General features: G+C 67.9%; 12 protein-coding genes. 2 read left to right on the top strand and 10 right to left on the bottom strand.

What is annotated here, in order from left to right:
- Nucleotides 1-17 precede the first annotated feature (17 nt).
- The 10 genes from EO141_RS11125 to EO141_RS11080 all read right to left on the bottom strand — a co-directional run bounded on the left by EO141_RS11125 (nucleotide 18) and on the right by EO141_RS11080 (nucleotide 9,879).
- The gene (locus tag EO141_RS11125) at nucleotides 18-2,654 is read right to left on the bottom strand and encodes a TonB-dependent receptor (RefSeq protein ID WP_127169192.1); all 2,637 of its coding nucleotides are present in this window, start codon (nucleotides 2,652-2,654) and stop codon (nucleotides 18-20) included.
- 102 nt (nucleotides 2,655-2,756) lie between these two features.
- The gene (locus tag EO141_RS11120; RefSeq protein WP_127169191.1) at nucleotides 2,757-3,791 is read right to left on the bottom strand and encodes a glucokinase family protein; all 1,035 of its coding nucleotides are present in this window, start codon (nucleotides 3,789-3,791) and stop codon (nucleotides 2,757-2,759) included.
- A gap of 288 nt (nucleotides 3,792-4,079) precedes the next feature.
- The gene (locus EO141_RS11115; protein WP_127169190.1) at nucleotides 4,080-5,621 is read right to left on the bottom strand and encodes a PhoPQ-activated protein PqaA family protein; all 1,542 of its coding nucleotides are present in this window, start codon (nucleotides 5,619-5,621) and stop codon (nucleotides 4,080-4,082) included.
- 64 nt (nucleotides 5,622-5,685) lie between these two features.
- On the bottom strand, nucleotides 5,686-6,198 hold the full coding sequence (locus EO141_RS11110) for a hypothetical protein (RefSeq protein ID WP_104584661.1): 513 nt from the start codon (nucleotides 6,196-6,198) through the stop codon (nucleotides 5,686-5,688).
- Nucleotides 6,199-6,362: 164 nt separating this feature from the next.
- The gene (pqqE, locus tag EO141_RS11105; protein WP_115677206.1) at nucleotides 6,363-7,466 is read right to left on the bottom strand and encodes a pyrroloquinoline quinone biosynthesis protein PqqE; all 1,104 of its coding nucleotides are present in this window, start codon (nucleotides 7,464-7,466) and stop codon (nucleotides 6,363-6,365) included.
- On the bottom strand, nucleotides 7,463-7,741 hold the full coding sequence (pqqD, locus tag EO141_RS11100) for a pyrroloquinoline quinone biosynthesis peptide chaperone PqqD (protein WP_115677205.1): 279 nt from the start codon (nucleotides 7,739-7,741) through the stop codon (nucleotides 7,463-7,465). Before pqqD ends, pqqE begins: the two co-directional genes overlap by 4 nt.
- Nucleotides 7,738-8,490, bottom strand: coding sequence for a pyrroloquinoline-quinone synthase PqqC (gene pqqC / locus EO141_RS11095; protein WP_115677204.1), 753 nt, complete (start codon nucleotides 8,488-8,490; stop codon nucleotides 7,738-7,740). Before pqqC ends, pqqD begins: the two co-directional genes overlap by 4 nt.
- On the bottom strand, nucleotides 8,487-9,386 hold the full coding sequence (gene pqqB, locus EO141_RS11090) for a pyrroloquinoline quinone biosynthesis protein PqqB (protein ID WP_104584653.1): 900 nt from the start codon (nucleotides 9,384-9,386) through the stop codon (nucleotides 8,487-8,489). Before pqqB ends, pqqC begins: the two co-directional genes overlap by 4 nt.
- A gap of 66 nt (nucleotides 9,387-9,452) precedes the next feature.
- On the bottom strand, nucleotides 9,453-9,533 hold the full coding sequence (gene pqqA, locus EO141_RS11085; RefSeq protein WP_002812057.1) for a pyrroloquinoline quinone precursor peptide PqqA: 81 nt from the start codon (nucleotides 9,531-9,533) through the stop codon (nucleotides 9,453-9,455).
- Nucleotides 9,502-9,879 carry a hypothetical protein gene (locus tag EO141_RS11080; protein ID WP_126969667.1) on the bottom strand — a complete coding sequence of 126 codons (378 nt, stop codon included), beginning with the start codon at nucleotides 9,877-9,879 and terminating at the stop codon, nucleotides 9,502-9,504. Before EO141_RS11080 ends, pqqA begins: the two co-directional genes overlap by 32 nt.
- On the opposite strand from EO141_RS11080, the gene EO141_RS11075 reads away from it, so the two are divergent.
- A complete protein-coding gene (locus tag EO141_RS11075; protein ID WP_164739174.1) occupies nucleotides 9,823-12,006 on the top strand; it encodes a bifunctional (p)ppGpp synthetase/guanosine-3',5'-bis(diphosphate) 3'-pyrophosphohydrolase in 2,184 nt (727 codons plus the stop codon). The two genes, EO141_RS11080 and EO141_RS11075, sit on opposite strands and share 57 nt — an antisense overlap.
- Before the next feature lie 185 nt (nucleotides 12,007-12,191).
- Nucleotides 12,192-13,706 carry a hypothetical protein gene (locus EO141_RS21360; RefSeq protein ID WP_164739173.1) on the top strand — a complete coding sequence of 505 codons (1,515 nt, stop codon included), beginning with the start codon at nucleotides 12,192-12,194 and terminating at the stop codon, nucleotides 13,704-13,706.
- Nucleotides 13,707-13,762 lie beyond the last annotated feature (56 nt).

Raw genomic sequence — 13,762 nt, 5'->3', positions numbered from 1 at the left:
CGTTTTGGCAGCCGCTGCTAGAACTTCATGTGCAGGCTCGCCATATAGCGGCGCCCACTCCTGTAGCGACCGGCCAGGTGGTCGGTGTCGCCGAGATACTGCAGGTATTGCTCGTCCAGCAGGTTCTGCGCGTCGATCTGCAACGACCAGTTCGGACTGAACGCATAGCCGATGCTTGCGCCGAGTTCGGCATAGTCATCCACGCTTGCCGGCGCGGCGCCGGCCACGTAACCGCCGGCCAGGTAGCTGTCGCGCCAGTTGTAGGTCAGCCGCGCGTTGAGCGGGCCCTTTTCGTAGTACGGGCTGACTGCCACGCTGTTGCGCGACTGGTAGGGCAGCGCGTCGCCGGTGTTGTTCTGCCCATTGGCGTAGGTGTAGTTGGCGGTCAGGCCAAAGCCGCTGTCGCCGAACGGCTGCTGGAATGCGATGTTGAAGCCCTTGACCTTGCCATCGCCGGCGTTGCGTGGCCGCTGGATGCTGTAATCGCAGTAGCCATCGGCGGTGCAACCGTTGCTGCCGAGCAACTGCGCCCAGCTTTGCGGCGCGGTATCGCGTAGCGCGTTGTACTGGCGTTCCACGCTGGCGCTGGTATCGATGTAGTTGTCGATCTTCTTGTAGAACACCGACCAGGCCACCACCGATTGCTGCGCGAAGTAGTACTCGGCCGACAGGTTGAAATTCCACGATTCGTAGGGCGACAACTCCGCGTTGCCGCCGCTGCCGGTCAAGGTGGTGTCGTTGAGGAAGGTGTTGTTGACCATCTGGTTGTACGGCGCCCAGGCGATCACCTTGGCCGCGGCAAACCGGAACACCCAATCGTCGGCAGCCTCGTAGGCCAGCGTGAGCGAGGGCAGCAGGAAATCCTCCTTGCGCGTGCGGGTCTGCCACAGGCTGTCGGCGTTCTGCAGGGTGGGCGTGCCGCTGTAGACGAAGCCGCTGCCCTCGGTTTTTGAATCGACATAACGCAGCCCGAGATTGCCGCGCAGGCCGCCGCCGGAGAAATTCAGCTGGGCATAGGCGGCGTTATTGGTCTGCTGCAGCGCCCAGGTGTTGTTGAGGTAGCTGGCCGGGTCCGGCGCGCCGTAGTCGACCGGGCTGTTGCGGATCCAGTCCAGCACATTGTTGCGGCCTGCCTGCACATGCCGGCCGTGGTCGGGATGGAACTCCTGCAGGTCGGTGAGCCCGATGGTGCCCACATCGGCCAGCGTGCCTGGCGTCACGCCGCCATAGACGTTGAGCTCGAAGCGCTCCTCGTGCTTGCCATGACGCACGCCCAGCAGCAATTGATTGAACACGCTGTCGAACTGCAGATTCAGATCGAGTTGGCCATAGGTGTCCTTGCTTTCAGTGGAAAAGATGCCGTTATTGCCGAACCAGCCGCCGGCCGAGCCCCAGTTGGCCGGATCGCGCGCACGCGCCGGGTCGTCGAAGCGGATACCGCGCCGCGTGTCCCAGCTGAAGCCGCCGTTGTAGAACGGCTCGATGAAGTACTGCGACAGATCCTTGTTCTCGGATCTGCTTTGGCCCACCTGCCCATTCACTCCCCAGCCATCGCCGCGAAACGCGCCGCGCAGGTCCAGGCCCTTGGTGGTGACTTCCGATTCGCGCACGTTGTTGTCGTAGATCACGGTGCCGCCGAGCGGGTCGGCATTGGCGCCGGAATGCCCGCTGGTCACCACGCCGTTGCGCAGGCCGCCGAGTTGATCCACTGCCGCCACCGTGCCGGCATTCCAGGTCAGGAAGCTGTACATCGACTGGTTGTAGTTGTCGAAGTTCTCGTTGATGTACAGGCCGCTGAGGTTGAATTCCAGCGCCTCGCTGGGCTTGAGCTGCAGGTTGACCACGGCGCTGTCGCGCTCGCGATCCTGCTGGAACCAGGCCGCGTTGATCGAGTTGGGCACGTCCGCATCGGCGGGCACGCCGCCTGCGGCATTGGCAAATGTGCTGGCGGGTGCATAGCCGAACACTTCCATGCCGCGGCGATCGACACGCTCTTCGTAATGCTGCGCCGATACCGCGATGCCGAAGGTGTCGGCCGCGTTTTTCCAGCTATACAGCAGCGCGGCATTCGGTTTTCCTTCGCTGGGCTGTGCGCTGTAGCTGTAGCCGACGGAGGCGGCTACCTCGTTGACGTCCAGGTCCAGCGGCTGCCGGGTGTGCATCAGCACCGTGCCACCCAGGCTGCCCTCGGTCAGGCGTGCTTCGGAGGATTTAAGGATTTCCGCACGGCCCAGGATCTGCGGCGCCAGCAAGGTGTAGTCGAATCCGCGGCTGGGCTGCTCGCCGTAGAGCCAGATCGCCTGCGCCACCGGGTGGCCGTCCAGGAAGGACAGATTGAGGCTGGGGTCGGTGCCGTCGATGCTGACCCGCTCGCCCTGGCCAAAGCGCCGGTCCAGGGTGACGCCGGGAATCTGCGACAGCGCCTCGGCCACGTTGGTGCTTGGAAACTTGCCGATGTCTTCGGCGGTGATCGCTTCGGAAATGCCGGCGTTGTTGCGTTTGGTATCGAGCGATTTTTCCAGGCTGGCACGGATCCCGACCACCTGCACGGCATCCAGGTCGGTGGCCTGGCGGTCGACCGTGTCCTGGGCTTGCGCAGTGAATGCCAGCGACAACGCGATCGCGCTGGGCAGCAGGGTGATGCTGTATTTCATGATGTCTCTCCTCATCACGCACAGGGAAGGACGGCGGGCTGCTGCTCGCCGGATGCGGGGTCTTGCAGACGCGCGCTCGGGACCGAGCGCGTGGTGGATCGCTTACGACAGGTCAGCGTGGTGTTGCAGATACCAGTTGGCCGCGCCAAGCACGCCCAGTTGCCCGTGCTCGACCAGCTTGACCGGGATGCGTTCGAGCACCGCGCGCATGCGGCCCTTGGCCAGAAAGCGTTCGCGGAAAGCGCTGTTCTGCAGGAACGGCCCGATCGTCGGCAAGAAGCCGCCGGCCAGATAGATGCCACCGGCCGCGCCGTAGGCCAGCGCCATGTCACCGACCGCGCTGCCCAGCACGGCGCAGAAGATCTGCAGGCACTCGCGTGCCAGCGCATCGTCTTCGTGCAGCGCGGCGTGCGTGATCGCGGCCGGCAGCCGATGGCGCGGGGTGGCGCCATGCAGTTCGCACGCGGCGTTGTACAGGTGCAGCAGGCCGGGCCCGGACAGCACATGCTCGAGTGGCAGATAGCGCTCGCCACGCAGCAGGATCCGCAGCACCTGCAGTTCCATCTCGTCGTTGCTGGCCAGGGCGACCTGGCCGGCTTCGGTGGCGAGCACGATCGGCCGCGGCCTGGCGTCGATCCAGACCGCCGCACCCAGCCCGGTGCCGGGGCCGACCACCAGGATCGGGCCGGTGGCGCGCGCATGCCGCGGGGTCGGCCCGCTCAGTTGCAGCGCGGCGCGTTGCTCCATCAAGGGGGCGGCGTAGGCCACCGCTTCGAAATCGTTGACCAGGTGCACGCTGGGCACGGCGAGCGCGGCGCGCATGCGGCCAGGCGAAATCGTCCACGGCAGGTTGTTGCTGATGAAGCTGCCATCGTCCAGTGCGACCCCGGCACTGGCGATCACCACGGCTTCGACATCGCGTCCGGTCTGCAGGAAGTCGGCAAGGATGGCGTCCAGACTGGCGTGTTCGGCGCAGCGGTAGGTGCGGTAATGCGCCAGCTCGGCTGCAGCGTTGTCCGCCTGCGCGATGTGGCCGACCCGCACATGCGTACCACCGACGTCGGCCGCGATGAAGCCGGTGGCAACCGGTGTGGTGGGCAGGCCGGTAGCGAGAGCAGAACGCGAAGTCGCAGCCACGTGCAGTCCTTTGGGTTCGTCCGGTCGGCCAATGCAACCGGCGAGTAGGGCCTGTGTAGGAGTTGGTGACAACGATGTCAATGGTTCAGTCGGGTTGGATCGATCTTGCTGGCAGGCTCAAGTGCGGGATCGCCCGATTCAGCGCTGTCTGAGCAGAGGTGATTGCGCAGTGCGGAAGGCGCGCATCGGCCACTGCTGGCCTGCGACGGTGGCGCTTGTCGCCATCCGGGGACTGGACCATCGTGACATCGACATCGACATCGACATTCGATACCGACAGCCTGGTTGTCAGCTGTCGGCGGAGTCGCCCAGTCGGCGCGCGGCTGCCGTAGAGGCAGCGCCCGGCAAGGTGCTGCAGGCCGCGCCGTCGGTGGGTGGCGCCTGCGTCGGGTACTGCTGCTTGCCGAGCACATAGGTCTGGCTGGTGGCGACGAAGCCGTCCGCGTAGGTGGCCTCGATGAAGTACGCGCTCCAGCCGGCCTCGGGCATCCGTACCGGTACCAACACGGTGTTGCCGCGTGCAGGCGTGATCGGCGTGGCGCTGTAGCGAATGCCGCAGGCATGGCGGAAGTCGCGCGCCACCGGGTTGCTCGCCTGCCACAGGCGCAACTGCGCAGGGCGCTCGGAGGAGTGGAAGCGGAGCTGCGGGTGTTCGCCTGCGCGCAGCGAATCGCGCACCTTTGGCAGCGCGCGTTGCTGCTGCAGCCGGGTCACGAAGGGCACCAGGCTGTCGACGATGAAGGCGCGGATGCCGTTATGCGCGCTGTTGGGCACCATGCGCAGCGCCTTGCTGCCGGGCAGCGCGTTGTAGAAGAACTGCGTGTTGTCCGGCAGGAAAAAATCGTCGCCACTGGCATTGACGATGTACTTGGGCACGGCCAGGCGTTTGCGCTGCGGCGTGTGCAGATAATGCAGCGGGTCCTGCAGTTGCACCAGTTGCGCAAAGGCCGGCGTGTGCAGCTGCGAGGTGATGCCCTGCCTGGCGTAGGCATTGAATGCGATCGGCCAGTTGCCGCCATAGCTCCGGTACATGTGCTCGAGCACTGCCGGCATGTTGAGGATGTCGATCACCAGCGGCACCACGGCCTCCACGCGCGCGTCGGCGATGGTGGCATGCCAGCTCGCCCAGCCACGCTTGGAGGCGCCGGCAAGGATGAAGCGATGAATCTGCAACGGTGCCAACTCGCGTTCGGCCAGGCTCATGGTGCGCGCGATGGCGGCGGCCATCGGCACATGCAGCGGCAGGGTCTTGCGTTGCTGCGGCGATGCCAGAAACAGCGACCAGCTGTAGGCGACGCTGTCGTCTTCGCGGCGCGGCGTGCCGTCGTTGCGATAGGTCAGCGCCTGGCTGGGGATATCGCCCAGCGCGATCACCACGGTGCGGCTGCGCTTTGCCAGCGCCGCCAGGGCCTCGGGTGGCAATTCGCTGGGCGGCTGCGGCGCGCCGCCATCGGCTGGATGACGGGTGCCATTGGTGGAGAGCAACAGTGCACGCGTCGGCAGCGCATCCGTGGGGACATAGATCGCGACATCGTGTTGCCAGCTGGCCGGCTGCACCAGTGCCCCGGGCGACCATTGCTGCGAGGTCAGCAGGTAATCGCGCCGCTCGACGCCGGCCACCGTGCGGGTGGCCACACGCCGGTAGACCAGCGGCTGGCGTTCGATGGCATCGTGATAGCACACCAGCGCCTGGTCGATGCCGACCTCGGGTGCGTCGGCGCACTGCTGCGCTGACAGGGCGGCTGCAGGGGCCGCGCCTGCAGGCGCAGCACCTGCAAACCAGCCCAGCGACGCCAGCAACACCAGGCTGCAACGTGTCATCGACCGCATGCGTGTTCTCCCAGCGGCGTGGGTGCGCCAGCCCGCTGGCGGGCCGCGCGGTGCCCGGTCGGGCTTACTTGATCCGGCGGACCTTGGCCTGGGTGTTGTAGCCCTCGATCTGCAGATACCACACGCCGACCAGACCCGGCTTGATCTTGACCTTGGGCGCGGTCTTGCGCACGCCCGACAACGTGGCGGCGTCGGTCTGCTCCCAGTCCTGGCCATTGGCGAGCGTGTAGACGCGCCCGGTCGAAAAACCCTTGAACTCGCCAACGATGTTGCTCTCGATCGGCTCCTTGCTGCCGAAATCGAAGAAGCCGCGGTTCTTGACGATCACTTCCTGGCGGCCGGCTTCCTTGGCCTGTTCGACCACGACCGCAGCTTCCTTGGCGACCTTGCCCTGCAGCCAGTCGTTGAGCGCGGCCAGTTCGCCGGCATCGAGCTTGTCCAGGCCGGCGGCCTTGAACTGTTCGGCGCTCATCTGCGACTGCAGGTCGCCCTGCACCGCGCGCTGTGCCAGGGCCGGGGTGGCGTTCAGGGCAAGGGTCAGGCAGACCAGCAAGGGAATGCGGCGCGCGAGCGACATGGAAGCCATCCAGAAGACGAAGAGGCAGCTAGTGTAGACGCTGGAGCGCAGCGTGCAGCCTGAGACCACAGGTGCTGATGTGTGCGGGACAGCCCCAAGCCGCCTCGCACAGCGTGGAGGCACCACCAGGGTGTGGGGGCGCTCCGCCACCGGCGATTTAAGATCTACGCGGGCACTTTCGCACGCTCGGGACGGCGGTAAACCAACTCCGGTGCCGGCGCTGCAGCTTCGCGTTCGGCGGTGGCGCGCACCTCGGCATGCCGCGGCGAGCGTTCGCAGACCGGGTCCAGCGTGGCGGCATCGCCACTGAGCGCCAGCGCCTGGCAGCGGCAGCCGCCCCAGTCGATCTCGCGCTTGGGGCAGCCCTGGCAGACCTCGGGCATCCAGGCGGTGCCGCGGAAGCGCACGAAGGCCTCGCCGTTGTTCCAGATGTCGGCCAGCGAACGCTCGCGCAGGTTGTCAAAGCGCATGCCGTCGATGGTTTCGGCCGCGTGGCAGGGCAGCACGTCGCCGCGCGGGGAGATGTTGACGAAGCGCTGGCCCCAGCCGCCCATGCACGGCTTGGGCTGGCGGGCGTAGTAATCGGGGGTGACGAAGTCGATCGCCAGGCGGTCGCCGAGCTCGCGGCGGGCGGTTTCCACCGCATCAATCGTGGCCATCAGCTGCGCGCGGCTGGGCATCAGCGCGGCGCGATTGCGCAGGCCCCAGCCGTAGTACTGGGTGTGCGCCACTTCGATGCGTTCGGCCTGCCACTCCAGCGCCAGCGCGATCATGCCGGGCACGCGCTCGGCGTTATGGCGATGCAAGACCGCGTTGAGCGTCAGCGGCAGGCCGCGCGCACGTACGGCGGCGGCAAACGCGCGCTTCTTCGCCAGGCTGTTGCGATAGCCGGCGATACGGTCGGCACCGGCCGGGTCGACATCCTGCACGCTCAGCTGCACATGCTCCAGTCCGGCCGCCTGCAGCTGGTCCAGCATCGGCTCGCCTCCGGCTACGCCGGAGGTGATCAGGTTGCTGTACAGCCCGAGCGCGCGTGCGTGCGCCACCAGCTCGGGCAAGTCCTTGCGCAGCATCGGTTCGCCACCGGAAAAATGCGCCTGCAGCACGCCCATGTCGGCAGCCTGCTGCAGCAGCGAGCGCCAGCCGGCAGTATCCATTTCCTCGCGCAGCGCCGCCAATGCGATCGGGTTGGAGCAATACGGGCAGGCCAACGGGCAGCGATGGGTCAGTTCCAGCAGCACCGACAGTGGTGGCGGGGCGATGGTCATAGCCGCAGCAGACGCTTTTGATGCAGCGTGTTGGTGAGTTCGATCACATCAACTTCGATATCGGCCGCGTCGGCATCGAATTCGCCCGCCAGTTCCTGCGCGATCTGCGCCAGCGAGCGCGCACCGTCGTAGCGCTGCGCCACCACCAGTGCGATCTCGTCCAGCTCGACCACCCGTTCCGGCGCCAGCAGCACCCATTGGTCGCGCGCGCGGTCGTGCTGCAGGCGCACGCCTGCGCGCAGGGCCGGCTGGCTGTCGCGGGTGATGCTGCTCACGCCGCGGCCCGGCTGGCGTCACGGTCGGGCACGAATGCCTCCGGCCACACGATGCCCGGGGCGACGTAGGCCACGTGCAATGCGTCCAGTTGCGCCCACAGCACCGAGCACTTGAAGTGCAGCGCGGCCTTGACCAGGCCCTGTTTCTCGACGGTATCGGCGTGCTGCTTGACGTAGTCCAGCGCAAAATCCGAATCACGGGGCGCTTCGGTCAGGCGATGCTCGAAATAGGCCAGCGCTTCGGGCGAGACGAAGTCGTAATGCTTGAGCATGCCGGCCACGCGCCGGCCGATGATGTTGGGGGCGAACAGCTCGGTCAGCGAGGAGGCGATCGCTTCGAGCAGGCTTTTTTCGCGCACGAACTGCAGATAGGCCTGCACCGCGAACCGGGTGCCGGGCAGCAGCGCACGGCCGGATTCCACCAGCGTGCGGTCCAGGCCGAGCGCGTCGGTCAGGTGCAGCCAACGGGCAATGCCGCCATCGCCGGGGCTGTTGCCGTCGTGATCGAGGATGCGTTGCCGCCAGATCCGCCGCAACGCCGGGTCGTCCATGCGCGCCAGGATCGCGGCGTCCTTCAATGGAATGCAGCGCTGGTACTCGAAGCGGTTCAGCGCCCAGGCCTGGACCTGGCCACGATCGAGCTTGCCCTCGTGCAGCAGCGCGTGGAAAGGATGCTGGTCGTGATACAGGCGGGCGCCGATGGCGCGCAGGTCCGCCTCCAGCTGGTCCGGGGTGAGCAGGGTGGTCACAGGGTGATCTCCAGGCCGTCGTAGGCGACGTCCCAGCCGCTGGCACGCGCACTGGCGTACTCCGGCGAATGGATGTCGAGCACGGGATTGGTGGTGTTGAGATGGATGAAGATCTTGCGCGCCACCTCCAGCGGGGCGAACGCGGCAATCGTGCCGTCGGGGCCGTCGATGCTCATGTGGCCCATGCGCTGGCCGGTCTTCTGGCTGATGCCCAGTTGCACCATCTCGTCGTCGCGCCACAGCGTGCCGTCGAAAAACACCAGCTCGGCGCCTTGCAGGCGCGCGCGCAAGGCATCGGTCATCGCCGCGCAGCCGGGGATGTAGTGCACGCGGTGCTGGCCATCGTCGATGGTCAGCCCGAGGGTTTCTTCATTGGAGCCGGCCAGGTCGCCGCCGCTGCGCGATTCCATGAACAACGGCACCTTGCCCGGCACCGAGAAGGGCGTCAGCTGCAGGCCCAGCAGCGATAGTGGCGTCTCCAGCGCAAACGGCTGGCGCTGCACGTAAGCCGGATTGACTGCATCGAAGATGGGGTTCTGCGACAGCAGGTCCAGCACGCGGCGGCTGGCATGCAGCGAGAACGCCTGGCTCTCGCGCATCGACAGCAGCCCGGCGATATGGTCGATCTCGCCGCTGGTCAGCAGCACCGCCTCGATCGGCGAATGCCGCAGACCGCGTTGCGGCCAGAGCGCGGGCGTTGCGAGGAGTTGTTGACGGAAATCGGGTGAGGCGTTGATCAGGACCCAACGCTGGCCATCGGCGCTGACGGCGATGCTGGCCTGGGTACGACGTTGGGCACCGTCGGCTTGTTGCCATGCCCGCCGGCTGGCGGGTGTGTGGCAATTCCACTGCGGGTGCCCACCGCCGGCCGCCGATCCCAGAACGATGATGCGCATGGAGAACTGTTACCTATCTGCCGGCAATCGCCGGTCATGCATCGGGAGGAAGGGCGGCAGGTGCGCTCAGAATTCGCCGGAGACGTAGCAGTTGATCTCGGCGCCACAGTTGACTTCACGAACGACAGGCTTCTTCCAGGTCTTCATCGGCTACCTCGCAGTTGGTTGGAATGACGTGGCCGCGGCAGGACGCAGCGGCAACGCCAATGGAGGATAGGCAGGCGGTCTGGGCGAGTTGTAAAAAGCATGTAAAAAGCCGATTGACCGTGCTGATCGGCTTGCGGCGCTGCACCAATCGCGGCCCGCAGCGGTTGCGAATCAAGACCTTGGCGGGTGAACCGACCATAAGCGCAGGCGCGTGCCGTTGCGCCGACCACGGCGCACTGCGCGTTGTGGAGAAGGTGACGCGCACGTTACCGTAGCTGTCAGCCCCTTGTTGTTGCCGATCGCCGTGTCCACCGCTGTGACCAGTTCCTCTTTCGAGCGCCTGCATGCCTTGCTGCAGCGTCCTGCCCTCGCATCGATCGCGCCAGAGCTGCGTGACGCGCTGGCGCAGGCCTGGCAGCAGCTGCCAGCGCCGAGCGAGGACGTGCCCTGGGCACTGCTCGCCGACACGCTGGACGCGTTGGGGTTGCTGGCGGCCGACGAGGCAACCCTGATTGCGGCACTGTTGTTCGACCTGCCGGCGCTGCGCGGCGCGATCGCCGGCCTGCCGTGGCAACCGGCCGAGCGCCGTGTGGCGGTGGAAGGACTGCTGGACGGGCTGGATGCGGCCGACCAGGTCTGGGCCCTGCACGCCGGTCGCGAGGCCGGGCGCAACAGCGAAGGCCTGCGGCGGCTGTTGCTGTCCATCATCCACGACCTGCGGGTGGTGCCGATCCTGCTGGCACGGCAGTTGGCGCGCATGCGCGTGGCCGACCGCCTGAGCGAAGAGCAGCGCCGTGCACTGGCCCAGCTCACCCGTGACATCCATGCGCCGCTGGCCAACCGGCTGGGCATCTGGCAGGTGAAGTGGGAGCTGGAGGACCTGGCGTTCCGGCACCTGGAGCCGGACACCTACCGCCGCATCGCCCGCGAAGTGGACGAAACCCGCGTGGCGCGCGAGCGCTATCTGGATGCGGTCAAGCGCACCTTGTCGACGACGCTGGCGCAGCAGGGCCTGCGCGCGGACGTGAGCGGGCGGCCGAAGCACATCTACAGCATCTGGCGGAAGATGCAGAAAAAGCGGCTGTCCTTCGACCAGCTGTACGACATCCGCGCGGTCCGGGTGATGGTCGACGACGTGGCCGCCTGCTATGCCGCCCTGGGGGCAGTGCACTCGCTGTGGGCACCGGTGCCGAGCGAGTTCGACGATTACATCGCCCGGCCCAAGGCCAACGACTACCGCTCGCTGCACACCGCGGTGGTCGGCCCGGAAGGGCGCACCATCGAAGTCCAGATCCGCACCCACGAGATGCACGCGCAGGCCGAGCTCGGCGTGGCCGCACACTGGAAATACAAGGAAGGCGGCAAGGGCGGCGAGAAGGCCTTCGACCGCAAGATCCAGTGGATGCGCCAGTTGCTGGAACAGGTGCAGGACGGCGACCACGGCGAACTGGCCGGTGCGCTGGATGCCGAGCTGATCGAAGACCGCGTGTATGCGCTGACGCCCAAGGGCGAGGTCATCGACCTGCCGCAAGGCGCCACGCCGCTGGACTTCGCCTACCACGTGCACACCATGGTCGGGCATCGCTGCCGCGGCGCGCGCGTCAACGACCGCATCGTGCCGCTGACCTACCGGCTGCGCAGCGGCGACCGGGTGGAGATCATGACCGCCAAGGAAGCCGACCCGCGCCGCGACTGGCTGCTGGCATCCAACGGCTTTCTGGCCAGTGGGCGCTCGCGCGACAAGGTGCGCGCCTGGTTCCACAAGCTCGACCGCGCGCGCAACGTGCAGGCCGGCAAGGACCTGCTCGATCGCGAGCTCAAGCGCCTGGGCCTGCAGCACGCCGACCTGGGCGTGGCCACGCGCAAGTTCCACGCCGAGACGGTTGACGACCTGTACATCCAGGTGGCGCTGGGCGATACCGGGCCCAACCAGGTCAGCCGCGCCCTGCTGGAGGCCGAACGGGCCGCCTCGCAGCCCGCGGTCCCGGCGCCACCGCGGCCCACCGCGCGCCGCGAGGGCCTGGGCAAGTCCAAGTTCACCGTGCAGGGCGTGGGCAATCTGCTGGTGCAGCTGGCGCGCTGCTGTCAGCCGGTGGCGGGCGAGCCGATCGCCGGCTATCTGACCCGCGGCCGCGGCATCACCGTGCATCGCACCGATTGCGCGGCATTGTCGCGGCTGGCGGCGGCGCATCCGCAGCGCGTGCTCCCGGTGGAGTGGGGCCAGGCCGGCAGCGGCTACGAAGTGGATGTGCAGGTGCGCGCGGTCGACCGTCGCTGGCTGCTCAAGGACATCACCAACCTGATCGCGCAGGAGGACGCGCATGTGCTGGAAATCAACAGCGACAACGTGCGCGACACCGGCAGGGCGCAGCTGCGCCTGCGCCTGAAGGTCAGCGATTACGGCCAGCTGTCCAGCCTGCTTGGCAAGCTGGACGCGCTGCCCGGCGTCAACGAGGTGCGGCGACTCGGTTGAGTGCTCCGCCGCTCGCCGGCGCCAATCGCTTCGGAACAGACGGCACCCACAGCAAGCGAGGGGTGCCTGCCTGACGATTCCCGATTCCCGATTCCCCCAAAGCCCACATCGTCTTCGCAGCAGACAGCTACCATGACCCGGTGAACGCGTCCCCCTCAGGTCGCGCCAAGGACGGACGCCACCGCATGTTCCCGCTTCCGCGCTGGGCCCGATCGCCCCGCCTCTGGGCGCCATTGCGCAGCCGCGCGCTATGGCGCGTGGTGCTGGTGTTGTGCGCCTGCCTGTTGCTGGCCACGGTCGTGCTGCGCAAGCCGCTGGCCGATTGGCTATGGCCGGACACGCGCATCCAGCAACTGCTGCAGCGCGGCGATGCGGCGCTGTCACGCGGCCACCTCAGTGCGGCCGACGGCAACGGCGCGCGTGAACTGTTCGCGGCCGCGCTTGCCCTGGATAGCGACCGTGGCGAGGCCCGCGCCGGCCTGGCGCGCACCGGTGCCGCCGCCGTGGTGCAGGCACGTGCGGCGGTCGCAGCCGGGGACGCCGCCGCTGCACAACGTGCGTTGACGCTGGCGAACGCGCTGGAGGTGCCGCAGGCGCAGACCGCCCCGGTCGCGCTGCGCCTGCGCGCGCTGCAGGCGCGTCGGGCCGGCCTGGATGCCTTGTTCGCCCAGGCGGTGTCCGCGCAACAGCAAGGGCGCCTGGATGGCAGCCCGGACAGCGCGCTGCCGTTGTACCAGCGCATCCTGACCCTGGCGCCGGACCGTACCGACGCGCTGGAAGGGCGCGAGGACGCATTGACCGATCTGCTGGCGCAGGCCCGCCACGCACTGGCGCGCGATGCGCTCGGCGATGCGGCGCTGTTGCTGGCCGCCGCCAAGCGCTATGACCCCGGGCATGCCGATGTCCCGCTGACCGAGGGCCACTACCACCGCGTGCTGGAACAGCGCCGTCAGCGCGCCGAGGGCCTGTTGCGGCGTGGTCGCCTGGCACCGGCCGCACGCGATTTCAACGCAGTGCTGGCGGCCGAGCCGGAGGATGCGGCTGCCCGGCGTGGGCTTGAGCGGGTGGCCGGCGAGTATGCCGCGCAAGCCGGCCGGCAGGCGGCGGACTTCCAGTTCGACGCCGCGCTGCAGTCGCTGCAGGAAGCGAAAGCCTTGCTGCCGGGCGCTGCGTCGATCGCCCAGGCCGAGCAGGCCATTGCGCGTGCACGCGATGCACAGCGCAGCCCGGAAACCGGGTTGTCGCGCGGTACCCGCGAGCGCCGCCTGCGCGCGCTGCTGCAGCGGGTCACGGATGCCGAAGCGCGACAGCAATGGATGACGCCTCCCGGCGCCAGTGCCTACGACGCGGTGCGTGCGGCGCAGGCGCTGGCACCGCGCGATCCACGCGTGCTGCAGGCCGCCGCACGTGTGGTGCCTGCCAGTCAGCGCTGCTTCGAGGACGAGCTGCGCAACAACCGCCTGCGTGCCGCGCGCGGCTGTCTGGATGCCTGGCAGGCGCTGATGCCCGGTGACGATGCGCTGGCCGGCGCGCGTCGCCGGCTAGCGCAGCGCTGGGTCGCGGTGGGCAGCGAACGCCTGGGACAGGAGGACGCTGCCTTCGCACGGCGCGCGCAGGACGAGGCGCACCAGCTGGATCCGGAGCTGCCGGAATTGGCCGAGTTCACACGCCGGGTCAAGGCGGTGGCGGAGCAGCGCTGACGCCGCGGCCGCCTGCGGCGGCGGCGCCCTGCACGCCCTGCCCGAACCCCCGGCGG

The organism is Xanthomonas sp. BRIP62415 (assembly GCF_003993515.1).
Taxonomy (GTDB): domain Bacteria; phylum Pseudomonadota; class Gammaproteobacteria; order Xanthomonadales; family Xanthomonadaceae; genus Xanthomonas; species Xanthomonas euroxanthea.
Note: the sequence above shows the minus strand (reverse complement) of the source record. Positions and strands in the feature narration are given on the sequence as shown.

Excerpts from the sequence above, each read along its gene's own strand:
- EO141_RS11125 (WP_127169192.1), bottom strand. The coding sequence starts at position 2,654 with ATGAAATACAGCATCACCCTGCTGCCCAGCGCGATCGCGTTGTCGCTG.
- EO141_RS11115 (WP_127169190.1), bottom strand. The coding sequence starts at position 5,621 with ATGCGGTCGATGACACGTTGCAGCCTGGTGTTGCTGGCGTCGCTGGGC.
- EO141_RS11110 (WP_104584661.1), bottom strand. The coding sequence starts at position 6,198 with ATGTCGCTCGCGCGCCGCATTCCCTTGCTGGTCTGCCTGACCCTTGCC.
- pqqE (WP_115677206.1), bottom strand. The coding sequence starts at position 7,466 with ATGACCATCGCCCCGCCACCACTGTCGGTGCTGCTGGAACTGACCCAT.
- pqqB (WP_104584653.1), bottom strand. The coding sequence starts at position 9,386 with ATGCGCATCATCGTTCTGGGATCGGCGGCCGGCGGTGGGCACCCGCAG.
- pqqA (WP_002812057.1), bottom strand. The coding sequence starts at position 9,533 with ATGAAGACCTGGAAGAAGCCTGTCGTTCGTGAAGTCAACTGTGGCGCC.
- EO141_RS11080 (WP_126969667.1), bottom strand. The coding sequence starts at position 9,879 with ATGCAGGCGCTCGAAAGAGGAACTGGTCACAGCGGTGGACACGGCGAT.
- EO141_RS21360 (WP_164739173.1), top strand. The coding sequence starts at position 12,192 with ATGTTCCCGCTTCCGCGCTGGGCCCGATCGCCCCGCCTCTGGGCGCCA.